The organism is Kitasatospora sp. NPDC091335 (assembly GCF_044757205.1).
GTDB lineage: Bacteria > Actinomycetota > Actinomycetes > Streptomycetales > Streptomycetaceae > Kitasatospora.
Genome location: NZ_JBIVUM010000038.1, coordinates 1 through 23,005, shown reverse-complemented (window position 1 = coordinate 23,005; position 23,005 = coordinate 1). Strand labels below are relative to the sequence as shown.

Sequence of the window (23,005 nt, the reverse complement as noted above, 5' to 3'; positions counted from 1 at the left end):
GGTGGAGCGGATGATGCGGGACGCGAAGATCACCCAGATCTACGAGGGCACCAACCAGGTCCAGCGGATCGTGATGGCCCGCAACCTCCCGTAACGGGGTGCGGTCGGCCCCCGTCCGCGTGCCGCGGCCGGGGGCCTCCGACTGTCACACTGTGGCACATGGAGGCCAACCACTTCTCGCTCACCAGAGTCAGACTCAGGCACTACCGAAGCATCGCTTCGGCGGACGTCCGACTGGGTAACCTGCTGCTGCTCGTCGGTCCGAACGGCTCGGGCAAGAGCAACTTCCTCGATGCTCTTCGCCTGTTGTCGGAATCACTTCAGACCTCGCTGGACCAGGCACTCCGAACGCGCGGCGGTGTCGCGGAGGTGCGGCGACGCTCCACAGGCCATCCGACGCACTTCGCCATCGACCTTGAGTTCCAGGGGGTGGGCTTCAGCGGCGAGTACGGCTTCGAGGTCGCCGCTGTGAAGGGAGGTGGATTCCGTATCTCCCGCGAGAGCTGCCGAGTCTGGTTCGGCGAGCGTGACGGTGAGGGGCCTCGGAGCGCCGACGCGGAATTCCGTGTCGAGAACGGAGCGCTGGTCGCGCAGACCGAGCCGGTGATGCCGCCGGTCGGGGAGTATCGGCTGTACCTGGTCTCCGCGGCCGGGCTGGAGGTCTTCGCGCCGGTCTTCGACGGGCTGGCCGGCATCAGTGTCTTCAGCCTGAATCCTGACGTCATGCGTCAGCCGCAGACTCCGGACTCGGGGGACTTCCTGCACCGTGACGGCTCCAACATCGCCAGCGTTCTCCACCGCCTGGAACGTAGCCAGCACGGGCAGGTCGACAAAGCGCGGATCGAGGAGTATCTCCAGCAGATCGTGCCGGGTATGCATGGCGTCTCACGTTCGGAACTCGGCAACTGGGAGACGCTTGAGTTCGCGCAGGATGTGCCGGGATCCAGGAACCCGTGGCGCTTTCAAGCCCAGTCGGTATCCGACGGCACTCTCCGGGCACTGGGTGTGCTGGTCTCCTTGTTCGCCGGCACCGGACGGACGTTGAGCACGGTCGGGATCGAGGAGCCGGAGAGCGCACTGCACCCAGCAGCCGCCGGGGTTCTTCTCGACGCACTGCGGGACGCGAGCGAGCGCCGCCAGGTGATCGTCACCAGCCACAGCCCCGATCTGCTCGATCGGGACGACTTCGACCCCGACCAGTTGCGCGCGGTGCGGTCGATCGCGGGCGAGACGAAGGTCGCCGGCCTTGACCGGGCGGGTGCTCTGGCGCTTCGGGAACAGCTGTACACCCCCGGTGAGCTACTGAGGATCGATCAGCTCCTCCCTGATGTCTCGGCGGTTCGCGGGGCTGCCGAATGAGCGACGTAGTGATCGCGCCGATCGTCGAGGGGCACGGAGAGGTCAAAGCGGTACGTGACCTCATCACCCGGATCGCGATGGAGTACTGCGGAGCATGGGTCGAGGTGGCCCAGCCGTTCAAGCTCGACTCCAACAAGATGAGAAAGCCCGACGAACTGGCCCGGGCCCTCAGGGTGCAGGCGGCGCGCGTGCCGTCGCGGGGCGGCGTGCTGGTCCTGCGCGACGGTGACGACAAGGACGTCGACTGTCCTGTCGCGCTGGCCAGGAGCCTGGCTCCCGCGCCGGAGCTGGTCGGCGTGCCCGTGGAGATCGTCATCGCCCATCACGAGTACGAGGCGTGGTTCCTGGCGTCGATGGAATCGTTGCGTGGGCACTCGGCCGTTCGGGATGACGCGGTGTCGCCGTCGGAGCCGGAGGCCAAACGGGACGCCAAGCGTCAGCTGGAAGGCCTGATGAACGAGTCGTACAAGGAAACCCTCCATCAGGCGAAGTTCTCCGCGCTGGTCGACCTGCGGGCGGCCGCGGTGAGCAGTCGGTCGTTCCGTCGGATGGTCCATGCGGTCGAGTCCCTGGTCGGTGGGCTCGGGTAGGTCCGCGGAGGCTCGCCCGGACCATCTGTCGCTGTGGTCCGGATCCCCGTCGACTCGTCCTTCCGGCAGGTGAGTGGCCAGGGACGAGCGGCTGTCCGCGGGAAGTCCACTGGCTGGAAGGGGGAGGAGCGCGGTCGGACAAAACCGCGCGACGGCGGGCAGCCGCGCTCCGTAGGCTGCCCGCCATGCCGATCACGCCCTCCCCGCTCAGCCTGGCCCCCCTCACCCCCGGGAACCTCGACGCCGCCCTCGCCCTGCGGGTCCGTCCCGACCAGGAGCACCTGGTCGCGCCGGTGGTGAAGTCACTGGCCGAGGCGTACGTCCACGGGGAGGCCGCCTGGCCCCGGCTGATCCTGGACGGCGGGCGGCCGGTCGGCTTCGTGATGGCCTTCTTCGACATCACCTTCTACCCCGACCGCCCCGGCGACGGCCCCCGCTCCGGCCTGTGGCGGCTGCTGATCGACGCCGGGGAACAGCGCGGCGGCCACGGCCGCTTCGCGGTCGAGCAGGTCTGTGCCGAGATCCGCCGCCGCGGCGGCAGCCGCGCCACCGTCACCTACCACCCGGGCCCGGACGGCCCGGAGGAGTTCTACGCCCGGCTCGGCTTCCGGCCGACCGGCGAGACCAGCGGCGGCCAGACGGTGGCCGAACTGGACCTCCCGCCGCTCAGCTGAGCAGCGCCGCCGCCTGCTCCCGCGCCTGCCGCAGCCAGCCGGCGCGCTCGGCGGCGGGGGAGCCGGTGACCGTGCGGAACACCGTCCGCCGTACGTCGGTGACCCCGACGTACGGCAGGACGCAGGCCGCCCAGATCCGCTCCAGCGGGTCGCCGAACTCCTCGCGTTCCCGGGCCTCCGGGGTGTCCGAGGTGTTCAGCACCAGGGCCCGTCCGGCGCGCAGCAGCCCGGCGGGCTCGCCGTCGGCCGTCCCGAGCTTGTACGCGACGCCCGGCACCAGCACCCGCTGCACCCAGCCGGTGAGCACCGCGGGCGGCATGCCCCACCAGTTGGGGTGGATCAGCACCAGCGCGTCCAGGGTGGCCACCTCGGCGCGGTGCAGGGCCAGCCGGGGATCGGCGGGCCGCTCCGCCGCGGCCACGGTGCCGGTCTCCTCGGCGGTGAGCAGTGGCGCGAAGTCCTCCGCGTACAGGTCGTGGGCGCGCACCTCGCAGCCGCGTCCGCGCAGTTCGTCCACCACCGCCCCGTACAGCGCGTGGTTGAAGCTGCCCGGCCGCGGATGCGCCAGGTAGACCCCGATCGTGCTCATCTTCCGTCCCCCCTCGGGCTGGTTGGCGGGAACGATGCTACGGCCGGGCGGCGGCGGGTAGGGTCCCGGGCCATGACCGAGCCGGACTTCATCGTCGAGACCAGGGCGTTCTACGACGCCGTCGCCACCGAGTACACCGACCTCTTCCGGGACCACCTGGGCGGCGCGCCGGTGGACCGGGCGATGCTGGCGCTCTTCGCCGACCTGGTCCGCACCGAGCGGCCGGACGCCAGGGTCGCCGAAGTCGGCTGCGGACCGGGCCGGATGACCGGCCCGCTGCACCGGCTCGGTCTGGACGTGCAGGGGATCGACCTCTCGCCGAGAATGGTGGAGCTGGCCGGGCAGGCCCACCCCGAGGTGCCGTTCGTCGTCGGCTCGATGTTCGACCTCCCTTTCCGGGACGGGGAGTTGACCGGCGTGGTGGCCTGGTACTCGATCATCCACACCCCGGCGGAGCGGCTCCCCGAGGTGTTCGCCGAATTCGCCAGGGTGCTCGCCCCCGGCGGCCACCTGATGCTCGCCTTCCAGGTCGGCGACGTGCCCTCGCGCCAGGAACGGCCCTTCGGCTACCCGGTGACGCTGGACTTCCGCCGGCTGCGGCCGGAGCGCGTCGAGGAACTGGCCGGGGAGGCCGGGCTCGCGGTCACCTCCCGTACGGTCCGCGAGCCGGAGGGGGAGGAGCCGACTCCGCAGGCGTACGTGCTGGCCCGCAAGCCGAAGGCCTGAGGGCCCCCCGAGGGCGCCTACGCGGCCTCGGACGGCGGCCGGGCGGAGGCGGCCGCGATCACCTTGTCGAGCACCTCGCGGGAGCGCAGCAGGTCGCCGATCGTCCGGTCGATCCGCTCGCGCTCCGCGGTGAGCTCCTCGACCAGCATCGGGGTGGCGATCTCGTTCGGGCTGCCGTCGGAGTCCCGCATGCAGGGGAGGATCCGGTGGATGGTCCGGCTGTGCAGTCCGGCCGCGAACAGCTCCTGGATGTGCACGACCCGGTCGACCGCGGCGTCCGGGTACTCCCGGTGTCCGCCCTCGGTGCGGCGGGCGGCCAGCAGGCCCTGCTGCTCGTAGTAGCGCAGCGAGCGTTCGCTCACACACGTGCGCCGGGCCAGTTCGCCGATCCGCATGCTGCCCACCCCGTCGTCCCGGTCGTCGTCCCGGGTGTCGTACCGCGCCAAGGTCCGAAGCCGACAGCGATGTTAGCGTTCCCGGCACCGGTGCGGAGCGGCCTGGACCGGGCCGGGAAAGCCGGGCCGGGCAACCGGATAACACAGCCGCTTCCGGCCTCGCCCGGCCGGGGGCGGCGCGCGGCGAACAGGTGATCGTGCCATCATCCCTGCATGTCTTCCAACGTTTTCTTCGACATCGAGATCGACGGCAAGTCGGCCGGCAAGATCGTCTTCAAGCTGTACGACGACGTCGTTCCGCAGACCGCCCGCAACTTCCGCGAGCTGGCCACCGGCCAGAACGGCTTCGGCTACGAGGGCTCCGGCTTCCACCGCGTGATCCCGGCCTTCATGCTCCAGGGCGGTGACTTCACCAACCACAACGGCACCGGCGGCAAGAGCATCTACGGCGAGAAGTTCGCGGACGAGAACTTCAAGCTCAAGCACGACCGCCCGGGTCTGCTGTCGATGGCCAACGCCGGCCGCAACACCAACGGCTCGCAGTTCTTCATCACCACCATCGTCACCGACTGGCTGGACGGCAAGCACGTCGTCTTCGGCGAGGTCGTCGAGGGTCTGGACATCGTGAAGAACATCGAGTCGCTCGGCTCGCAGAGCGGCCGCACCTCGGCCAAGATCACCATCGCCAAGTCCGGCGTGGTGGAGTAGTCACCACCGCCACCTGGCACGCACCGCCCCGGGGCGGGACGTCGGAGTTTCCGGCCTCCCGCCCCGGGGCGGTTCCGTGTCCGGATCCGGATTCGGAACCGATGCCGCGCCCGGCCCCGGGCGCGGTGCGGCGGGCAGGGTAGCCCGGAGCGCGCTCCTTGGGGCCGGAACCGGGCAATCGCGCGGTCCCTCGCCGCCGGCGTCCTACGCTCGAATCGGACGCGGCCCCAGCCGCGGCCGAACTCGACTCCGCGGCAAGGTGGTTGACCGATGATGGAGCAGGGCGCCGACGACGGCGAGGTGACCTACGAGCAGGTGACGGTGGTATCCCTGGCCGGCTGCGAGCCGGTCGGCCCGGCGCGGTTCGCCGTCCGGGTCGTCCGCGAGGGCATGACCGTCAAGCGGGTGGCGGGCTACTGGGTGCGCTGGGACGAGTGCCGGGACGAGGAGGAGGTCCGCCACCACGCGCGCTGGGTCGCGGACGAGGAGTACGTGCGGCCGGACACCGGCAGCCTGGACGGCACGCTCGCGGTGATGGTCGCCGCGTACTGGACGGACCCCGCGGGCGCCTTCCCGCGCCGCCCGAGCACCGAGACGGCGGTGACCTTCCGGCCCGGCGAGACCGAGCACGAGCTGGTGCTGGAGCAGTGCGCCCCGCCCGGCCCGGCCGCCGCCGCGCACCGCCCGGCCTCCCTGTCGGTGCAGCTGACCCACGCGAGGTGGCTGAGCGGCGAGGGGCAGCCGATCCACTACGGCTTCTCGGGCGCGACCGAGGAGGCCGGCGGCGAGGGGGAGTGGCTGGTCCGCTTCCCGGAGTGCGGCACCGGCCTGCTGCCGTACGTCTGAGGCCGCCCGGAGGGGCCAGGGGCGGGCGGGGCCGGAGAGGGCCCCCAGGTGCCCGCCCGCATCCCCACCTTGCGGGCCGGCACCCCGGCCCAGATCTCCCCGGGCCCGGTGGAACGGGTGAGCACCGCGTTGGCCCCGACGACGGTGCCGGCGCCGACGGTCAGCACGCCCTGCTTGCACACCACCTTGGCGCCCGCGCACAGCACCGCGCCGTCCTCGACCACCACCCGCCGCATCGCGCTCTCCTCCTGCGGCACCCACGGGTCGGCCCGGCCGATGGTCACGCCGTTGTAGAGCGTCACGCCGGCGCCGAGGGTGGTGTACGGGTGCAGCACGGTGCCGAAGCCGCGGTGGAAGACGGCCAGCCCGGGCCCGATCTCGCAGGCGGCGGGCACCTCCATGCCGTAGAGCGCGAGCGCCTCCTGGACCAGGCGGCCCAGGAGGCGGTGGCGGCGGCGGTGGATCAGCGCGGTGACGAGTGACATCCACTCATTGTGGCGGCCCGGTCACCGGAAGTGGCCGGTTACTTGAACTCGGGCACCGCGGTGTCGTTCTTGAAGGCGTCGAAGAGCTGCTTGGACTTGCCGGCGTCCCACAGCACGGCGGACTCGCCGGTCTTGGTCCGGTAGTCCGGGTTGCCGATCGGCACGGTGAGCGACTTGCCGCTGCCGCCGTTGACGTCCTTCATGGCGAGGAAGAACGAGCCGAGGTCGGTCAGCCCGCAGTCCTCGTCGACGATCAGGGTGCCGAGCGCCGAGTCGACCAGCGGGTAGAAGGTGAACGGGTTGACCAGGTTGCCGGGGGAGGCGGCCTGGTGGGCGAGGGCGCCGAGGAACTTCTGCTGGTTGCGCATCCGGCCGAGGTCCTGGTCGGCCATCTGGTGGCGCTGGCGGACGAAGGCCAGTGCCTCCTTGCCGGTGAGGGTCTGGTCGCCCGCCTTGAGGTCGAGCCCGGAGTCCTTGTCCTTGATGTCCTGGTCGATGTGCATCTCGACGCCGCCGATCGAGTCGACGATGCCGACGAAGCCGCCGAAGCCGATCTCGGCGTAGTGGTCGATCCGCAGGCCGGTGTTCTGTTCGACGGTCTGGACCAGCAGCCGGCCCCCGCCGTTGCCGAAGGCCGAGTTGATCTTCGCGGTGGTGCCCTTGACCGGCTTGCCGTTGCCGCCCGGGTGCTCGGGGATCGGCACCCAGGAGTCGCGCGGGATGCTCATCAGGGTGTTCCCGGCGTCCCCGACGTGCAGGATCATCATCGAGTCGCTGCGCTTGCCCTCGGTGTCGTGCCCGGTGTGCAGGTCGTCCTGCTCGGAGTCGGTCAGGCCCTGGCGGCTGTCGGACCCGACGATCAGCCAGTTGGTGCCCTTGCCCGCGGCCGGGCGGCCGGGGTAGTCGGCGAGCACGTTCTCGTGGTTGAGCTTGGAGTCCGCCCAGAACCAGGTGGACACCGCGGTGACCATGACGGCGATCAGCACGCCGAAGACCGACCACTTGACGATCCGCCGCCGCGGCCAGCGCCGGGGCCGGGTGCCGGCGGGCCGGGCACCGCCGGGCCCGCCCGGGCGGCCGGGACCACCGGAGCCGCCGGGCCCGCCGGGGCGCCCCGGGCCCGCGGGCCGGTCGCCGGGCGCGCCGACCCCCTGCGGCGGGACGCCGCCGAGCCGGGACGGACCGGGCTGCCCGGGCTGTCCCGGGTGCCGCGGCGGGGGTGCCGCCGCCCCGCGCGGGTTCAGCGAGGCCGGCAGCGGCGGCTCGGCCGCGCCGCTCCCGCCGTACGGGTTCCCGCCGCTCCCGCCGTTGCCGCCGTACGGGTTCCCGCCGCCCCCCGGGCGGCCCTCCTGCCACGTGTTCATGCCGATGAGGATGCCCGACCCCGGTCGGGCTGACTCCCCCCGGGGTGCCCGCCGGGCCTCTTGTAGCAGTTTTGATGCACGTACCGGATCGTTCCGCCGAAACGTCCGGACACCCGGCGTTCCACCTGCTGAAACGTTTCTTGACCAGCTCGAACACAGCGTGTTTGCATTTCCGGCATGGACCAGCGTTGGGCACTCACGCGTCGGCGGCACGTCGACCTGCGGCGCGGTGTGGCCTGTTCGCTCTGTCGCGGCTGACGCTCGCCCGCCGAGTCCCCGCCCTTCCCGCACCCCCCGCACGTCCGCCGACGTAGCGCCTCCCCGGTGCCGCCTTCCCGCACCACCCCGGGTCCCGGCCCCCGGCACCACGCCGGATACCGGCCCCACCACGGCGCCCTCCACCGCCGCGCCGCGCCGCCCCGCTTCCAGCCAGAGGTGAACCCATGGCCGTCGTCCTGTCCGTTTCCGGCTCCCCGTCCGCGACCTCCCGCACCACCCGCCTGCTGCGCCACGTCGACGCGCGGCTGACGGAGCGCGGCCACCACGTCATCCCCTTCGAGGCCCGCAGCCTGCCCGCGCACGCGCTGCTGTCGGGCGACTTCGACCACCCCGGGATCGTCGCCGTCACCGAGCTGTTCGCCCGCGCCGACGGCGTGGTCATCGGCACCCCCGTCTACAAGGCCGCCTACTCGGGCCTGCTGAAGGCCCTGCTGGACGTGCTCCCGCAGTACGCCCTCGCCGGCAAGACCGTCCTGCCGCTGGCCACCGGCGGCTCGCCCGCGCACGTCCTCGCCGTGGACTACGCGCTGCGCCCGGTGCTCAGCTCGATGGGCGCCGGCCACATCACCCAGGGCTGGTTCGTGCTCGACCGCCACATCACCGCGGGGGAGGACGGGACGACCCTGGTGGAGCGCGAGACCGAAGCGCTGCTGGCCCCGGTGGTGGAGGGCTTCGCCACGGCCCTGGAGCGGCAGGCCGCACCCGCGCTGACGAGCTGACGGACCGTCGCCGCCGGCCCGTACGGGGGGTCCCCGAGACGGGCCGCGGCGACCCCTAGGGGGATGCGCTCCGGGCCCCGTAGAACCTTGGTTGAACCGCTTCATTCCGGCGGATGACGAGCCCTCCGCCGACGGCTCCTAACGTGGTTCACACATCCCCACCCGCCAGAAGAAGGCCCGGTCGCGTCGGGCCCGGTGGCCAGGTCCACCGGGAGGGTGGAGACAACTCCCGGTCGGGGACTACCGCCTGCGCCATGTCGCGGAGGCGGGTCAGCCCGCGAGGCTGGGGGCCAACGGGTGAGCGCATCTTCTGAGGAGACTCCAGTGACGACGGCCGCAGCCGTGTACGACCCCCAGCTTCCCGGCGGTGCGTCCGCCGTCGCCGCGTCGGCCCGTCAGGTCACCAAGGCCTACGGCGCGGGCGAGACCAGGGTCACCGCGCTCGACGCGGTCGACGTCGACATCCAGCGCGGCCGGTTCACCGCGATCATGGGCCCCTCGGGCTCCGGCAAGTCCACCCTGATGCACTGCCTGGCGGGCCTCGACACGGTGACCACGGGGCAGATCCGGATCGGCGACACCGAGATCACCGGCCTCAAGGACAAGCAGCTCACCCGGCTCCGCCGGGACAAGATCGGCTTCATCTTCCAGGCGTTCAACCTGCTCCCGACCCTGAGCGCGCTGGAGAACATCACGCTCCCGATGGACATCGCCGGCCGCAAGCCCGACCAGGCCTGGCTGGCCCAGGTGGTGGAGACCGTCGGCCTGGCCGGCCGGCTCAAGCACCGCCCGACCCAGCTGTCCGGCGGCCAGCAGCAGCGCGTCGCGGTGGCCAGGGCGCTGGCCGCCCGCCCCGAGATCATCTTCGGCGACGAGCCCACCGGGAACCTGGACTCCAGGGCCGGCGCCGAGGTGCTGACCTTCCTGCGCCGCTCGGTGGACGAACTGGGCCAGACCATCGTGATGGTCACCCACGACCCGGTCGCCGCCGGCTACGCGGACCGCGTGCTCTTCCTCGCCGACGGCGTGATCGTGGACGAGATGTACGCGCCCACCGCCGACTCCGTCCTCGAACGCATGCGCCGTTTCGACGGCAAGCGCACCAGCTGAGCGGCGGGAGGACACCATCATGCTGCTCAAGACCTCACTGCGGAGCTTCTACGCCCACAAGGGCCGGATGGCGCTCTCGCTCATCGCCGTGGTGCTGTCGGTGGCCTTCGTCTCCGGCACCCTGGTGTTCTCGAACACCGCCACCGGCACCTTCGACAAGCTCTTCGCCGCGACCTCCTCCGACGTCTCGGTCCAGCCGCCCAAGCCTGCCGAGGACGAGGGGCAGCAGGCCGCCGTCAAACCGCCGACCGTCCCGGTCGAGCTGGAGAGACAGGTCGCCGGGCTGCCCGGGGTGAAGTCCGCGGTCGGCCAGGTCATGGTCGAGAACGCGGTCCTGGTCAACCCGGCCACCAACAAGCTGGTCGGCCCGACCACCGGCGCGCCCACCCTGCTCGCCAACTGGACGGACACCCCGGGCAACCCGGTCAGGCTCACCTCGGGACACACGCCGCGGGGCCCGACCGAGCTGGTGCTGGACGCGGACACCGTGAAGAAGGCCGGGCTCGGCCTCGGCGACCGGCTCAGGGTCGACAACCCGACCGGGCGGCACGACTTCACCGTCGTCGGCATCGGCACCTTCACCACCACCAACCCGGGCGCGGCGCTCGCGTTCCTGGACACCCCGACCGCCCAGCAGGTGCTGCTCGGCGAGCCGGCCTTCAGCACGATCGAGGCGTACGGCGACGGCAGCCGCAGCAACGACCGGCTCAAGGCGGACGCGCTGGCCCGGCTCGGCGGCGGGTACCAGGTCAAGACGGCGGCCGAGCAGAAGGCCGACCGCAGCGAGCAGGTCGGCCAGGGCCTCGACTTCATGAAGTACGCGATGCTCGGCTTCGCCTTCGTCTCGGCGATCGTCGGCGCCTTCCTGATCGTCAACACCTTCTCGATGCTGGTCGCCCAGCGCACCCGTGAGATCGGCCTGCTGCGCGCCGTCGGCGGCAGCCGGAGCCAGGTCAACCGCTCGGTGCTGGTCGAGGCGCTGATCCTGGGCGTGCTCGGCTCGACCCTCGGGGTCGGGGCCGGTCTGGGCGTGGCGGTCGGCCTGATCGAGCTGATGGACGCGATCGGCATGGACCTCCAGGCGGCCGACCTGCGGATCGGCCCCGACGTCTTCGTCGCCGGCTACGCGCTCGGCATCGTGGTCACCCTGGTCGCGGCCTGGTTCCCGGCCCGCCGGGCGAGCCGGATCTCGCCGATGGCCGCGCTGCGCGACCACGGCACACCGGCCGAGGGCAGGGCCAACCTGATCCGCACGGTGCTGGGCCTGCTGCTGACGGCGGGCGGCGGCGCGCTGCTGGCGCAGGGCGCGAGGGCGGAGAAGGCGTCCGCCGGCGGCCAGTACCTGGGCCTCGGCGTGGTGCTCACCCTGATCGGCTTCGTGGTGCTCGGCCCGCTGCTGGCCTCGGCCGTCGTCCGGGTGCTCGGTGCGCTGCTGCCGGCGCTGTTCGGCCCGTCCGGCAGGCTCGCCCAGCGCAACGCGATGCGCAACCCGCGCCGCACCGGTGCCACCGCCGCCGCGCTGATGATCGGCCTGGCGCTGGTGATCGCCTCCGCGGTGTTCAGCTCCTCGGCGGTCAACTCGACCAGCGCGCAGATCGACAAGTCGGTGGGCGCGGACTACATCGTCTCCGGCGGCCGCACCGCGATCACCCCCGAGGTGCTGGCCGCGGTCGAGCGGACCCCGGGCATCGACCACGTCACCACCCAGCGGTTCTACCCGGCCAAGGTCCGGCTGCCGGACGGGCAGCAGGCCAAGACCTCGCTGACCGCCGTGCCGCCGGCCTTCTTCGGCACCGACTTCCGGCCGACCGTCGACTCCGGTGCGGTGGACTCGATCCAGCGCGGCTCGCTGGGGATCGGCGCGGCCTTCGCCAAGGACCACGGCCTGAAGGTCGGCGACCAGGTCACCGTCGACTACGGCCGGGGCCGTACCCAGGTGGTGCCGGTCGGCGCGGTCTTCGGCAAGGGCGAACTGTTCGGCGACGGCTCCTTCGTGGCCATGGACACCGTGGACAAGGTCGTCCCGGCCGCCGAGCAGCCGCCGGTGTGGACCTTCTTCGCCAAGGCCGCCAAGGGCGCCGACGTCGACCGGACGCTGACCGCCCTCCAGGACGGGCTGAAGGAGTACCCGCAGCTGACCATCAAGGACCGGGCCGGCTACAAGGAGCTCGTCCAGTCCCAGATCAACACCCTGCTGTACCTGATCTACGGGCTGGTCGCCCTGTCCATCACGGTCGCGGTGCTCGGCGTGGTCAACACCCTGGCGCTGTCGGTGGTCGAGCGGACCCGCGAGATCGGCCTGCTGCGGGCGATCGGGCTCTCCCGCCGCCAGCTGCGCCGGATGATCCGGCTGGAGTCCGTGGTGATCGCGGTGTTCGGCGCGGTCCTCGGTACCGGGCTGGGCCTCGCCTGGGGCGTCACCGCCCAGCGGGTGCTGCGGGACCAGGGCCTGGGGACGCTCTCCGTCCCGACCACCACGGTCGCGATCACGCTGGTCTCCTCGGTGGTGATCGGTCTGTTCGCCGCCCTCTTCCCGGCCTTCCGGGCCGGCCGGATGAACGTTCTCGCGGCCATCGCGACGGACTGACCCGGCGTCGGGGGGCGCCGGGCACAGGCCCCGCGGGGCCGGGGGAGCACGGGGGAGCACGGGGGAGACCGCGGGGAAACGGGGAAGCGGGGGGACGGGGGCCGGGTGCGCACAGCGCCCGGCCCCCGGGGGGGGGGGGGGGGGCGGGGGCCGGGGGGGGGGGGCGCGCGCGGGGGGGGGGGGGGGGGGGGGTTGGCGCGGTGGGGGGGGGGGGGCGCCGCGGCGGGGCCCGGAGCCGGGGGGGGGGGGGGGGGGGGGGGGGGGGGGGGCCCCCCGGGCCCGGCCCCCGGGCGGGGCCCGCCCCCCCCCACCACGACGGGCCGGCCACCGGACTGCTGAGATGATCGTCCGATGTTCCCCTCGGACGCTCCGCCGCTGCCCAGCGCCGCTCCCCTCACCGCGGCGGCCGCCGCCCGCTGGCGCGCCGCCAGGACCGCCTGGCGGCTGGACGGCCGCTGGCTCGCGCTGGCGCCGATCGGGTTCGTCATCCTGGCCGGCGCGGTCGAGCCCGAGGCGGTCCGGTGCAACGCCCAGGGCATCTGCCGGGACGCCTGGGGCTCGGCGCTGGCCGGCTGGTCGGTGCTGGCCGAGGTCCTCCTGCTGGCCACCAGGGTCAGGGTCAGGGTGCTGGTCCCGCCGGTCGTCCTGGCGCTGCTCTGGTACCTCCCCGAGGGCCTGGTCACCCCGCTCGCCCGGTGGTCCGCGGTGCTGCTCCACGTACTGCTCACCGCCGTCCTGCTCGGCGCCGAGGCCGGCCGCCGCCGCGCCCGCCAGCAGCTCGACGAGCTGATGGCCCCGCCCGTCGACTACCCCTGGACGGCCGCCGGCGCGCCCTCGCCCGTCCACCGGGACGGCCCGCCGGTGCTGCGCCGCACCCTCGGGGCCCTGCTGCTGGTGGTCGCGGTGGCCTTCCCGGCGTACGGCCTCTGGGAGCAGGCCAGGGCGGACTCCGCCGCCGAGCGGGCCACCCGGATCACCGGCACCGCGGGCACCAGCGACCGGGACGGCGTGCTGACCGTCCGCTTCCAGCCGCCCGGCGGCGGCCCCGAGCGCACCGCCGCCCTGGACGTCCGGTGGCAGCGGCAGCCGCAGCCGGGCGAGCCCGTCCCGCTGCTGGTGGACGGCGACTGGGTGCGCGCCCCGGGCGACGACTACGACGTCTCCGGCCAGCTGAGCGCCGGCGGCCTGATCGCCCTGCCCGGCCTGGTGCTGCTCGGCGCGGCCGCCGCCGCGAGCGCCCGCAGGACCGGGCCCGCCTTCGTCGGCGCCGCCCCCGCGCTCGCCGTCCGGGTGCGCGCCGACGAGCGCGGCGACCTGCTGGTGCTGCCGCTGGACGGTCCGCCCGACGGCCCCGGGCTCTGGCGCCTGGTCGAACACGACCGCTACCGCTGGGCCCGCAACGGCGCCCCGGACGGCGAAGGACCGGCCTGGGTGCCCGCGCACCTGGAGACCGAGGAGCAGGACGAGGACTACCCCGACCCCCCGGTGCCCGACTACGACGAGGAAGAGGAGGAGTACGAGGACCTGGTCCACCGGGCGACCCCGGCCGAGGCCGCCGAGTGGCTGGCCAGGGCCGGCCGCAGCGTGCCCGCCGTGCTGTACGTCGGCCCGGACGGGCCCGGCCACCAGCTGCTCGTCCGTCCCGGCGTGCTCGACTGCGACCCGCACTGGGTGGCCACCGTGGTCGCCCCCGCCGCCCGGGCCCCGCGGTTCGGCCGGCGCTCCGGGCGCTACCGCGAGCGCGACCTGGCCGTCGCCGCGCTGACCGCCGAGACCGTCGCCGCCGCCCCCGCGGCCGGCCCCGGCACCGCACCGCTGGCCGCCCGGCGCTGGGAGATGCCGCTGCCGCTGCGGGCGGCGGCCGGACCGCTGGCGGCGCTGGTGGTCGCCACCGCCGTGGTGCTGCTCGACGAGGACGGCTGGTGGCAGGGGCTGCTGCACCCGCTGTGGATCGGATCGGCGGCGATCCTCGCCTGCGCCCAGACGCTGTCCTGGCAGGTGGTGGCCGACCGCCGCGGGCTCCGGGTGGCCACCGCGCTGCGCACCCGCAGCTACCGGTGGGCGGAGGTCTCCGCGGCGGCGGTGCACCGGAACCTGCTCACCATCCGGCTGCACAGCGGGCGGGAGTTCTCCTTCGTCTGCCGCCCGACGGGCCGGCTGGCCGAACTCCTCGGCGACCGGTACGACCCCCAGGCGCTGGCCAGGACCGTCGCCACCGCGGCCCACCGCCCGGACCTGCGCCCCGAGCAGGCGCTGCCGGAACGGCTGGGCGGGCCCCAGCACCTGCTGAACCGGCTCGCGCTGACCGGCTACGCGGTGTTCACCGTCGCCCACTACGCACTCTGAACCCGCCCCGGATCGGCACCGGATCCACACCGTCCCGGGCTCACCCGTACGGGGGAGTACGGTGTTCTTGATCACAGTGCCCGTGTCGCGCCGCGAAGCGGGCGCAGCCGCCCTGACCGGGACAAGACGGGGACGCGTCCGCACCGGTACGGTGGGCCCCGATGAACACCAAGGCTGCTGAGGAGCTGCCGGCTGTTTCCGTGATCATGCCGGTGCTCAACGAGGAACGTCACCTGCGCACGGCGGTCAGGCGCATCCTGGACCAGGAGTACCCCGGGCCGATGGAGGTGGTGATCGCCCTCGGTCCCTCCACCGACCGCACCGCCGAGATCGCGGCCGAGCTGGTGGCCGAGGACCCGCGGGTGCGGACGGTGGAGAACCCCACCGGCCGGACGCCGGCCGGGCTGAACGCCGCGATCCGGGGCTCCAGGCACCCGATAGTCGTGCGGGTGGACGGTCATGGACTGCTCACCCCCGGCTACATCACCACGGCGGTCGGGCTGCTCGGGGACATGGAGGCGGCCAACGTCGGCGGCATCATGCACGCCGAGGGCGAGACCGAGTGGGAGAACGCGGTCGCCGCCGCGATGACCTCCAAGATCGGCGTCGGCAACGCCGCCTTCCACACCGGCGGCCTGGCGGGCCCGGCGGACACCGTCTACCTCGGGGTGTTCCGGCGCGAGGTGCTGGAGAAGCTCGGCGGCTACAACGAGGAGTTCGTCCGCGCCCAGGACTGGGAGCTGAACTACCGGATCCGCCAGGACGGCGGCCTGGTCTGGTTCACCCCGCAGCTCAAGGTGACGTACCGGCCCCGGCCCTCGGTGCGGGCGCTGGCCAAGCAGTACAAGGACTACGGGCGCTGGCGCCGGGTGGTCACCCGCTACCACCGCGGCTCGGTCAACCTGCGCTACCTCGCGCCGCCGTCCGCGCTGCTGGCGGTCACCCTCGGGCTGGTGCTCGGCGTCGCCGTCCACCCGGCCTTCCTCGCGGTGCCGGGCGGGTACCTGCTGGGCATCCTCGGCGGCGCGGCCGTCGAGGGCCGCGGCCTGTCGTTCAAGGCCAGGGCGCTGCTGCCGGTGGCCCTGGCGACCATGCACCTCAGCTGGGGCTTCGGCTTCCTCACCTCGCCGCGCTCGCTCGCCCGGAGGGTGATCGCCAGTGTCGGCCCGTCCTCCGAGGACGTGCTCTCGAAGACCGGCTGATTCGTTTCGGCACCGCTATCGTCGGTGCGCATGGCGACAGTTGAGGGCGGGTCGGGTGCGGCCAGGATCGAGCCGAGCGCGGACGTCGACGAGCGGGCCGCGATCGGCGCCGGGACGACGGTCTGGCACCTCGCCCAGGTCCGCGAGGGCGCGGTGGTCGGCGCCGGCTGCGTGATCGGCCGCGGCGCGTACGTCGGTCCTGGCGTGCGGATCGGGGACCGGGTCAAGGTGCAGAACCACGCGCTGGTGTACGAGCCGGCGGTGGTCGAGGACGGCGTGTTCATCGGCCCGGCCGCCGTCCTCACCAACGACCGCTATCCGCGCGCGGTCACCCCGGAGGGCCGTCCCAAGGGGCAACTCGACTGGCGGGCCGAAGGAGTGACGCTCCGTCAGGGCTGCTCGATCGGCGGCCGGGTGGTGCTGGTCGCCGGGGTGACGGTCGGCCGCTGGGCGCTGGTCGCGGCCGGCGCCGTGGTGCACCGGGACGTCCCGGACTTCGCCCTGGTCGCCGGCGTCCCGGCCCGCCGGATCGGCTGGGTGGGACGGGCCGGCGAGCCGCTGCGGCCGGCCGGGGACGGCCTCTGGCAGTGCCCGGGGACCGCCGAGCGCTACCGCGAGGAGAACGGAACCCTCGTGCTCCTCTAGGGCGTGTCGGACACGCCCTGGCTACTTGGCGCAGGCGTCGACGTCGTCCGCCTGCACCCGCTGGAGGTCCTCGGGCGCCTCGGTGGGCACCGCGGGCGGGGCGGCGGGGGCGGTCAGCACGTCCTTGCCGAGCACCAGCAGCAGCCCGCCCTTCGGGTCCGGCTTCGCGGCCGGCCGGACGGCGTCGCCGGGCAGGCCGAGGGCGGCGGCCAGGGCGTTGGCCTCGGCCTCCAGGCCGGCCGGGTAGGACACAGTGGTGGTCTCGGCGAGCGGCGCGTCGCTGCCCACCGCGGCCTTGGCGAAGCCCTTCGTCCGGAGCTTCTCCGCGGTCGGCCCGGACTGCCCGCGGGTGCCGCTGCCGTTGCGCACCGTCAGCTGGACGCCCTTGGTGTCGGCGGGCGGGGCGGCGGCCGACTGGGTGGCCGGTGCGGCGGGGGCGGCGCCGGTGGCCGGGGCCTCGGGGGCGGCCGGGGCGGCGGTCTCGGTCAGCGAGCGGTCGCCCGCGATCATCGCGAACAGCTGCCCGGCGTCCGGCTGCTTGAGCACCAGCCGGTCCTTGTCCTTGGGGTCGTCCAGGACGGGGACGGTGGCGAAGGTGATGTTCTTGGTGTCCACCTTGCTGATGTCCAGCGCGAGGTCCTTGAGCTTGTCCACGCTGCCGATCCCGGAGTCCACGGTGAGCGCCTTGGTGGCGGCGTCCGCGAGCTTGTAGAGCTTGGTCGGGCTGGTCAGGGTGTCGTCGCTCTTGATCTTTCGGATCATCGAGCTGATGAACTGCTGCTGGAGCGGGATCCGGGTGAGGTCGCCGCCCTGGCCGACCGCGTGCCGGGTGCGGACGAAGGCGAGCGCCTCCTCGCCCTGCACCACGTGCCGGCCCTTGGTCATCCTGAGGTGGGAGCCCGAGTCGTTGATGTCCTTGGCCGCGCAGACCTCGACCCCGCCGACCGCGGTGGACAGGGACTTCACCGCCTCGAAGTTGACCTGCACGAAGTGGTCGACCCGGATGCCGGTGCTCTTCTCGACGGTCTTCCAGGTGCAGCCCGCGTCGCGGCCGTCCTGGCCGAGGCTGGTGTTGAACATGTCCCGGGCCGAGCCCGGGATCTTCTTCCCCTGGGCGTTCTGGCACTCCGGGATCGGCAGCATCAGGTCGCGCGGGAGGCTGACCACCGTCGCGTTGGTGCGGTCCTTGGCGATGTGGAACAGCAGCGTGGTGTCGGCGTGCCCGGCGCTGCCCTCGTCGCCGTACTCGCGCCCGAGGCCCTCCCGGCTGTCCGTGCCGATCACCAGGATGTTCAGCGCGTCCCCGGCGGCCTGGGGGCGCTCGGCCTCGTCGCCCAGCTGGACCTTGACCGAGGTCAGGTTGTCGTTGAAGTGCCGGTAGAGGTAGTACGCCCCGCCGCAGCCCGCCACCATCACCAGGGCGCCCGCCCCGGCGGTCCACTTGAGCACCCGTCGGCGCCGGTGGCGCTTGGCGACGGCGGCCGCCCGCCGCCGGCTGTCCCGGCGGCCCTCCGGGGCCGGTGCCGTGGGCTCCTCGGTGCCCCGGTGACGCTGCCGGGGGACGCCGGGGGCCGGGTCCACCCGGTAGCGGCCGGATTCCGGTTGCTCCTCGTGCACGGGGTTCCCTACGTTCGACCGGTACGGCTCGGGCCCACCCGTACGAACGGGCCGATCCGGACACAGTAGACGAGCCGGACGAGACAGTCGTTCCCGGTGTGATCTCCGCCATGTTCCGGCCGTGCGAGGGCAAATACCGTTCGTGGCCGCGCAATTGCGGAAAGGCCCGGCTCGGTCTGCGGTGCGGCCCCGGGCCGTCCGTCCGGTCGGCTCAGTGCGGCGCGCAGGCGTCCACGTCGGCGGTGCGTCCCTCGAAGGTGGGCGAGGCGCCCGCCGAGGGTGACGCGCTCGCCAACGCCGCCGCCACCTCGGCGGTCGGGTCCGACCCGGGGTCAGTCCCGGGTCGCGGCGACGGGGACGCCAGGGACGACAGGGTGGACGGGGACCGGCCCGCGCCCGGCGAGGCCGCCGGCCCGGGCGGCCGGACGGCGACCGGCCGGTCGTCCCGCAGCGCGGTGAACAGCTGCCCGGTCAGCGGCTGCACGAACTCGTCCCGGTCCGAGTCGTAGCGGTACGAGCGGCGCGGCGCGGTCAGGAAGACCACGTTCGCCGAGGGGATGCCGCGCAGGTCCTGGGTGAGGTCGTACAGCGCGCCGAGCGAGGACAGTTCGCCGTCCGCCCGGACCGAGGAGGTGGCAGCGTCCAGCACCGGCCACAGCTTCGCCGGGTTCAGCAGCACGCCCTGCGACTGCACCCTGCGGATCAGCGAGGCCAGGAACTGCTGCTGGCGGCCCATGCGTTGGGTGTCGCTGCCGTCGCCCAGGCTCTCCCTGGCCCGGACGTAGCCGAGCGCCTGCTCGCCGTGCAGGGTCTGTCGGCCGGCGGGCAGGTCGAGCCTGGCGTCCTTGTCGTGGATCGGCTGCGGCACGCACACCTCGACCCCGCCGATCGCGTCCACCATCGTCTTGAAGCCGCTGAAGTCGAGGATCACGTAGTGGTCGATCCTGATGCCGCTCAGCTGCTCGACGGTCCGGATCGAGCAGGCGGGGCCGCCCGTCTCGAAGGCCTGGTTGAACTGCGCCAGCGCCGGCCTGCTGCGGGTGCCGTCCGGCTTCTCGCAGGCGGGGACGGTGACCATGACGTCGCGGGGGACGGAGACCGCCGTCGCGTGCTTCCGGTCGGCGGCCAGGTGCAGCAGGATCGTGGTGTCGGAACGCTCGGTGCCGGCCTCGCCGCCGTAGGAGCCGTTCGCCCCGGAGCGGTCGTCGCTGCCGATCAGCAGGATGTTCTCGGCACCCCTCGCCCCGGCGGTGCGGCTCGGCCGTTCGGCCTCCAGCTGGGCGAGCAGCCGGTCGGTGGCCGAGTCCGCGCGGATGTTGCCGTCCAGCTTGCGGTAGGCGATCCAGAGCAGCGCCCCGGTGGCGACCAGCAGGAACGCGACGACGCCGGCGGTGATCGTCAACCACCGCCGGCGTCTGCGCGGGCGTCCGGTGCCGCCCGGAGGAGCGTCCGCCGCCGGGCCGTCGTGCGCCGGGCCGTTCGTCGGGGGAGTGGCGGTCGGGGGGTGCTCGGTGTCGTCCTCGGCCATGGCAGCGATCCCTACCCGCCGGGCCGGGGCCGGGGGTTAGCCGAGGCGCAGTGTCACCCGTTCGGATTCCACCCGCTTCTCCCACTGCCCGGCGTCCAGCCCCTGCGAGTTGCGGCACAGCACCACCGAGGCGCCGGCCGCCAGCGGCGCCAGCAGGCCGGCCTCCAGACCGGTCCAGTCGTCGAACGAGAGGGTGGACAGCACGCGGTCACCGGGGTTCAGGCCGAGCCGGACGGCACCCTCCCTGGCCAGCGCCACGGTCTGCTCGCCCGTCAGCTTCAGCGGCAGCCCGTCCACCGCGGTCTCCAGCGCCTGCCCGTCCGGGGCGACGGGGGAGTACGGCGCGAAGCGGTCGCCCTGGCCGGGCACCTCGGCGGCGTAGTCGAGGAAGCCGTCCGGACGCTGCGGGAAACGGCCGCCGAGCGGACGCAGGGCGAGCGCGACCCGCTCGCCCTCGCAGGCCTGGGCGGCGTCCAGCCCGTCCGGGCCGCTGACCACCAGGTCGGCGGCGGCCGGGTCGCCGACCGGCGCCGCCGTCACCCCGACCGACCAGCAGGCCAGCAGCCAGACGGCGCTCTGCCAGTGGGCGGGCAGCAGCAGCGCGGCCCGGTCGCCGGGACCGGCGTTCAGCTCGTCCTGGAGGAGGTTGGCGGTCTTGGCCACCCAGTTGTCGAAGGTGCGGGCGGACAGCTCCACCCGCTCGCCGGTGGCGTCGTCGTAGAAGGTGACCAGCGGGGCCGCGGGATCGACCGAAGGGGTGCCGCCGCGCAGGAATGCGTGCAGCAGCTCGACGGGGGTGCGGGCATCGGCAGCGAAAGGCGCAGTCATGGTGCGCCCCAGCCTACGGCCTCCCGACCGGAGGCCGGGAGGGGCCGCCGAACGGGCGAGGAGTGCGTGGCGGGCGGTCCGGTTTGCGGCGACGATCCGATGCATGCGCCTCTCACCGCCGGCCGCGCTGCTCGTCGGCTGCACCGCCGCCCTGCTCCTCCACCCGGCCGCCGCCGCGACCTCCTCGCCGGCCCCGCAGCGCCGCGACTTCCCCGGCGGCGCCTCGACCACCTCGCTCGCACTGCCCGCCGGGTCCGGCCTCGCGCCGCGCGGCACCCGGCCGTTCGAGCTCCTCGGCCTCGGCTGGGACGGCCCCGCGGACGCGCTCGCCGGTGCGGTGGTCCGGGTCCGCACCAGGGACGCGGCCACCGGCCGCTGGGGCGACTGGCACCGGCTGGAGACCGCCGCCGAGGACGGCCCCGACCGGACGCCGCACGGCGCCACCGCCCCGCTGTGGACCGGCCGCAGCGACGGCGTCGCGGTCGAGGTCGGGCCCGGGCCCGCGGGGACGCCGCCGGGGCTGCGGCTCGACCTGGTCGACCCGGGGCACGGCGCCGCCGGGGACGCCGTACGGACGCTGCCCGCGCAGCCGCCCGTCGGGCCGCCGGCGCCGCCGTTCGGCGAGCCGCCGACGGGGCCGCCCGCCGGGCCGGTCAAGGGGCAGGCTCCGCGTCCGGCCATCGTCACCCGGGCCGGCTGGGGTGCCGACGAGTCACTGCGCGACCAGGGCTTCGAGTACACCGGCCCGGTCCGCGAGGTCTTCGTCCACCACACCGCCACCGCCACCGACTACGCCTGCTCCGACGCCCCCCGGGTGATCCGGGCGATCTACCAGTACCACGTGAAGACCAGCGGCTGGCGGGACATCGGCTACAACTTCCTGGTCGACCGCTGCGGCACCGTCTACGAGGGCCGCGCCGGCGGCGTCGAACTGCCCGTCCACGGCGCCCACACCCTCGGCTTCAACACCGACTCCGCCGGCGTCGCCGCGATCGGCACCTACGTCGGCGACCAGCCGCCCCGGCCCCTGCTCGCCGGCCTCGCGGCCGTCGCCGCCTGGAAGCTCGGCCTCGCCGCCCGGCCCGCCGACGGCCGCACCAGGCTCACCTCCGGGTCCGACGGCAGCCGCTACCCCGAGGGCACCGCCGTCGACTTCGACGCCGTCTCCGGCCACCGCGACGCCTTCGACACCGAATGCCCGGGCAAGGCCCTCTACGCCCGCCTCCCCGAGCTCCGCGCCGCGGCGGCCCGCCTCCAGACCCGCTGACCCGGCCCCGCCCGCGACCCACCGGCCTGTCCGACCCCCCGCGTATGGTTCATATCCGGAGGCGACCCGGGAGGCGACGGCGGTGGAAGCAGCACGGCGCTGGCGCCCGGCCTTCCCGCTGGACGTCGCCCGCACCCTGCTCCCGCTGCGCCGCGGCCCCGCCGACCCGGCGTACCGCAGCACCGGCGACGGGGCCGTCTGGCGCGCCTCCCGCACCCCGGCCGGCATCGGCACCCTGCGGGTGCGGCCGCACCCCGGCACCGGCGAGGTCGAGGCGAGCGCCTGGGGCCCGGGCGCCGACTGGCTGCTCGACCGCCTCCCCGCCCTGCTCGGCGCCGAGGACGCCCCGGAGGCACTGGTCCTGCCACCCGGCCCGCTGCGGGACGCCCAGCGCCGTACCGCCGGGGTCCGGCTGACCAGGACCGGCCTGGTGCTGGAGTCGCTGGTCCCGGCGATCCTGGAGCAGAAGGTCACCACCGACGAGGCCTACCGCGCGTGGCGCACCCTGCTGCGGGACTTCGGCACCCCGGCGCCGGGCCCGGCCGAGGGCATGCGGGTGGCCCCGTCGGCCCGCGAGTGGGCGCTGCTGCCGAGCTGGGAGTGGCACCGGGCGGGCGTGGACCCGAAGCGCTCCGCGACGATCGTGCGCGCGGTGCGGCTGGCCCCGCGCCTGGAGGAGGCCTCGGCGATGGGCCACGAGGAGGCCTTCGCCCGCCTCACCGCCGTTCCCGGCATCGGCGTCTGGACGGCCGCCGAGACCCTCCAGCGCAGCAACGGCGACCCGGACGCGGTCTCCGTCGGGGACTTCCACCTGCCCGACCTGGTCGGCTGGGCCCTGGCCGGCCGCCCCCGCAGCGACGACGACCAGATGCTCGCCCTGCTGGAGCCCTACCGCCCCCAGCGCCACCGCGTCTGCCGCCTCCTGCTGGCCACCGGCGCCCGGGCCCCCCGCTACGGCCCCCGCCTGACCCCCAACGACCACCGCCACCGCTGACCCCACCCCCAGCACCCACCCCCAGCACCCACCCCCAGCACCCACCCGCCCACCTGTCCCACCCACCCGCCCACCTGTCCCCACCCACCCACCCGCCCTTCCCCCTCCCGGCGAGAGGGACGCGCTGCGGGCGGGGGCGGCGCAGGG

At 74.1% G+C, this 23,005-nt stretch carries 22 protein-coding genes; 15 read left to right on the top strand and 7 right to left on the bottom strand.

Annotated elements, in window-relative coordinates; translation table 11 throughout:
• The 4 genes from ACIQOW_RS39445 to ACIQOW_RS39430 form a co-directional block, all read left to right on the top strand.
• On the top strand, positions 1-94 hold a 94-nt coding region (locus ACIQOW_RS39445), incomplete at its 5' end, for an acyl-CoA dehydrogenase family protein (RefSeq protein ID WP_132919430.1).
• Between the two features lie 65 nt (positions 95-159).
• The gene (locus ACIQOW_RS39440; protein WP_401092783.1) at positions 160-1,359 is read left to right on the top strand and encodes an AAA family ATPase; all 1,200 of its coding nucleotides are present in this window, start codon (positions 160-162) and stop codon (positions 1,357-1,359) included.
• An 8-nt stretch (positions 1,360-1,367) separates the two neighbouring features.
• Positions 1,368-1,949 carry a DUF4276 family protein gene (locus tag ACIQOW_RS39435; protein WP_401092781.1) on the top strand — a complete coding sequence of 194 codons (582 nt, stop codon included), beginning with the start codon at positions 1,368-1,370 and terminating at the stop codon, positions 1,947-1,949.
• A 185-nt stretch (positions 1,950-2,134) separates the two neighbouring features.
• The gene (locus ACIQOW_RS39430) at positions 2,135-2,623 is read left to right on the top strand and encodes a GNAT family N-acetyltransferase (RefSeq protein ID WP_401092779.1); all 489 of its coding nucleotides are present in this window, start codon (positions 2,135-2,137) and stop codon (positions 2,621-2,623) included.
• Here the strand turns inward: ACIQOW_RS39430 and ACIQOW_RS39425 are convergent.
• The gene (locus ACIQOW_RS39425) at positions 2,616-3,212 is read right to left on the bottom strand and encodes an NAD(P)H-dependent oxidoreductase (RefSeq protein WP_401092777.1); all 597 of its coding nucleotides are present in this window, start codon (positions 3,210-3,212) and stop codon (positions 2,616-2,618) included. The two genes, ACIQOW_RS39430 and ACIQOW_RS39425, sit on opposite strands and share 8 nt — an antisense overlap.
• Positions 3,213-3,284: 72 nt before the next feature.
• Here ACIQOW_RS39425 and ACIQOW_RS39420 point away from each other — a divergent pair, with 72 nt between their 5' ends.
• Positions 3,285-3,938: a class I SAM-dependent methyltransferase gene (locus ACIQOW_RS39420; RefSeq protein WP_401092775.1), complete on the top strand. Its 654-nt coding sequence runs from the start codon at positions 3,285-3,287 to the stop codon at positions 3,936-3,938.
• Between the two features lie 17 nt (positions 3,939-3,955).
• On the opposite strand, the gene ACIQOW_RS39415 is transcribed toward ACIQOW_RS39420, so the two are convergent.
• On the bottom strand, positions 3,956-4,333 hold the full coding sequence (locus ACIQOW_RS39415; protein WP_401092785.1) for a MerR family transcriptional regulator: 378 nt from the start codon (positions 4,331-4,333) through the stop codon (positions 3,956-3,958).
• A 213-nt stretch (positions 4,334-4,546) separates the two neighbouring features.
• Between ACIQOW_RS39415 and ACIQOW_RS39410 the strand changes: the two genes are divergently transcribed.
• Entirely contained in the window at positions 4,547-5,041 is a 495-nt protein-coding gene (locus ACIQOW_RS39410; RefSeq protein ID WP_188296544.1) for a peptidylprolyl isomerase, read from the top strand.
• A gap of 270 nt (positions 5,042-5,311) precedes the next feature.
• Complete coding sequence (locus ACIQOW_RS39405) at positions 5,312-5,887, top strand: hypothetical protein (RefSeq protein ID WP_401092772.1); 576 nt, start codon at positions 5,312-5,314, stop codon at positions 5,885-5,887.
• Here ACIQOW_RS39405 and ACIQOW_RS39400 read toward each other — a convergent pair.
• Positions 5,791-6,372, bottom strand: coding sequence for a hypothetical protein (locus tag ACIQOW_RS39400; protein WP_401092770.1), 582 nt, complete (start codon positions 6,370-6,372; stop codon positions 5,791-5,793). The two genes, ACIQOW_RS39405 and ACIQOW_RS39400, sit on opposite strands and share 97 nt — an antisense overlap.
• Before the next feature lie 38 nt (positions 6,373-6,410).
• Complete coding sequence (locus tag ACIQOW_RS39395) at positions 6,411-7,736, bottom strand: LCP family protein (RefSeq protein WP_401092768.1); 1,326 nt, start codon at positions 7,734-7,736, stop codon at positions 6,411-6,413.
• 443 nt (positions 7,737-8,179) lie between these two features.
• Here ACIQOW_RS39395 and ssuE point away from each other — a divergent pair, with 443 nt between their 5' ends.
• The 6 genes from ssuE to ACIQOW_RS39365 all read left to right on the top strand — a co-directional run bounded on the left by ssuE (position 8,180) and on the right by ACIQOW_RS39365 (position 16,624).
• Entirely contained in the window at positions 8,180-8,734 is a 555-nt protein-coding gene (gene ssuE, locus ACIQOW_RS39390; protein WP_401092767.1) for an NADPH-dependent FMN reductase, read from the top strand.
• Positions 8,735-9,058: 324 nt separating this feature from the next.
• Positions 9,059-9,844, top strand: coding sequence for an ABC transporter ATP-binding protein (locus ACIQOW_RS39385; RefSeq protein ID WP_401092765.1), 786 nt, complete (start codon positions 9,059-9,061; stop codon positions 9,842-9,844).
• A 19-nt stretch (positions 9,845-9,863) separates the two neighbouring features.
• Entirely contained in the window at positions 9,864-12,431 is a 2,568-nt protein-coding gene (locus ACIQOW_RS39380; protein ID WP_401092763.1) for an ABC transporter permease, read from the top strand.
• Positions 12,432-12,782: 351 nt separating this feature from the next.
• A complete protein-coding gene (locus tag ACIQOW_RS39375; RefSeq protein WP_401092761.1) occupies positions 12,783-14,777 on the top strand; it encodes a hypothetical protein in 1,995 nt (664 codons plus the stop codon).
• 161 nt (positions 14,778-14,938) lie between these two features.
• Positions 14,939-15,979: a glycosyltransferase family 2 protein gene (locus ACIQOW_RS39370; RefSeq protein WP_401092760.1), complete on the top strand. Its 1,041-nt coding sequence runs from the start codon at positions 14,939-14,941 to the stop codon at positions 15,977-15,979.
• A gap of 30 nt (positions 15,980-16,009) precedes the next feature.
• The gene (locus ACIQOW_RS39365) at positions 16,010-16,624 is read left to right on the top strand and encodes an acyltransferase (protein ID WP_401092758.1); all 615 of its coding nucleotides are present in this window, start codon (positions 16,010-16,012) and stop codon (positions 16,622-16,624) included.
• A 21-nt stretch (positions 16,625-16,645) separates the two neighbouring features.
• On the opposite strand, the gene ACIQOW_RS39360 is transcribed toward ACIQOW_RS39365, so the two are convergent.
• The 3 genes from ACIQOW_RS39360 to ACIQOW_RS39350 all read right to left on the bottom strand — a co-directional run bounded on the left by ACIQOW_RS39360 (position 16,646) and on the right by ACIQOW_RS39350 (position 20,597).
• A complete protein-coding gene (locus ACIQOW_RS39360; protein ID WP_401092756.1) occupies positions 16,646-18,241 on the bottom strand; it encodes an LCP family protein in 1,596 nt (531 codons plus the stop codon).
• Positions 18,242-18,452: 211 nt separating this feature from the next.
• Positions 18,453-19,769: an LCP family protein gene (locus tag ACIQOW_RS39355; protein ID WP_401092754.1), complete on the bottom strand. Its 1,317-nt coding sequence runs from the start codon at positions 19,767-19,769 to the stop codon at positions 18,453-18,455.
• Positions 19,770-19,805: 36 nt separating this feature from the next.
• Positions 19,806-20,597 (bottom strand): TIGR03089 family protein, encoded by a 792-nt coding sequence (locus tag ACIQOW_RS39350; protein WP_401092752.1) that lies wholly within the window; start codon positions 20,595-20,597, stop codon positions 19,806-19,808.
• 103 nt (positions 20,598-20,700) lie between these two features.
• Between ACIQOW_RS39350 and ACIQOW_RS39345 the strand changes: the two genes are divergently transcribed.
• Positions 20,701-21,864, top strand: a complete 1,164-nt coding sequence (locus tag ACIQOW_RS39345; protein WP_401092750.1) for a peptidoglycan recognition protein — start codon at positions 20,701-20,703, stop codon at positions 21,862-21,864.
• A gap of 82 nt (positions 21,865-21,946) precedes the next feature.
• The gene (locus ACIQOW_RS39340; protein WP_401092748.1) at positions 21,947-22,858 is read left to right on the top strand and encodes a DNA-3-methyladenine glycosylase family protein; all 912 of its coding nucleotides are present in this window, start codon (positions 21,947-21,949) and stop codon (positions 22,856-22,858) included.
• Positions 22,859-23,005 lie beyond the last annotated feature (147 nt).

Excerpts from the sequence above, each read along its gene's own strand:
- ACIQOW_RS39370 (WP_401092760.1), top strand. The coding sequence starts at position 14,939 with ATGAACACCAAGGCTGCTGAGGAGCTGCCGGCTGTTTCCGTGATCATG.
- ACIQOW_RS39380 (WP_401092763.1), top strand. The coding sequence starts at position 9,864 with ATGCTGCTCAAGACCTCACTGCGGAGCTTCTACGCCCACAAGGGCCGG.
- ssuE (WP_401092767.1), top strand. The coding sequence starts at position 8,180 with ATGGCCGTCGTCCTGTCCGTTTCCGGCTCCCCGTCCGCGACCTCCCGC.
- ACIQOW_RS39440 (WP_401092783.1), top strand. The coding sequence starts at position 160 with ATGGAGGCCAACCACTTCTCGCTCACCAGAGTCAGACTCAGGCACTAC.
- ACIQOW_RS39355 (WP_401092754.1), bottom strand. The coding sequence starts at position 19,769 with ATGGCCGAGGACGACACCGAGCACCCCCCGACCGCCACTCCCCCGACG.
- ACIQOW_RS39410 (WP_188296544.1), top strand. The coding sequence starts at position 4,547 with ATGTCTTCCAACGTTTTCTTCGACATCGAGATCGACGGCAAGTCGGCC.
- ACIQOW_RS39375 (WP_401092761.1), top strand. The coding sequence starts at position 12,783 with ATGTTCCCCTCGGACGCTCCGCCGCTGCCCAGCGCCGCTCCCCTCACC.
- ACIQOW_RS39365 (WP_401092758.1), top strand. The coding sequence starts at position 16,010 with ATGGCGACAGTTGAGGGCGGGTCGGGTGCGGCCAGGATCGAGCCGAGC.
- ACIQOW_RS39350 (WP_401092752.1), bottom strand. The coding sequence starts at position 20,597 with ATGACTGCGCCTTTCGCTGCCGATGCCCGCACCCCCGTCGAGCTGCTG.
- ACIQOW_RS39400 (WP_401092770.1), bottom strand. The coding sequence starts at position 6,372 with ATGTCACTCGTCACCGCGCTGATCCACCGCCGCCGCCACCGCCTCCTG.
- ACIQOW_RS39405 (WP_401092772.1), top strand. The coding sequence starts at position 5,312 with ATGATGGAGCAGGGCGCCGACGACGGCGAGGTGACCTACGAGCAGGTG.
- ACIQOW_RS39430 (WP_401092779.1), top strand. The coding sequence starts at position 2,135 with ATGCCGATCACGCCCTCCCCGCTCAGCCTGGCCCCCCTCACCCCCGGG.
- ACIQOW_RS39420 (WP_401092775.1), top strand. The coding sequence starts at position 3,285 with ATGACCGAGCCGGACTTCATCGTCGAGACCAGGGCGTTCTACGACGCC.
- ACIQOW_RS39425 (WP_401092777.1), bottom strand. The coding sequence starts at position 3,212 with ATGAGCACGATCGGGGTCTACCTGGCGCATCCGCGGCCGGGCAGCTTC.
- ACIQOW_RS39345 (WP_401092750.1), top strand. The coding sequence starts at position 20,701 with ATGCGCCTCTCACCGCCGGCCGCGCTGCTCGTCGGCTGCACCGCCGCC.
- ACIQOW_RS39395 (WP_401092768.1), bottom strand. The coding sequence starts at position 7,736 with ATGAACACGTGGCAGGAGGGCCGCCCGGGGGGCGGCGGGAACCCGTAC.
- ACIQOW_RS39415 (WP_401092785.1), bottom strand. The coding sequence starts at position 4,333 with ATGCGGATCGGCGAACTGGCCCGGCGCACGTGTGTGAGCGAACGCTCG.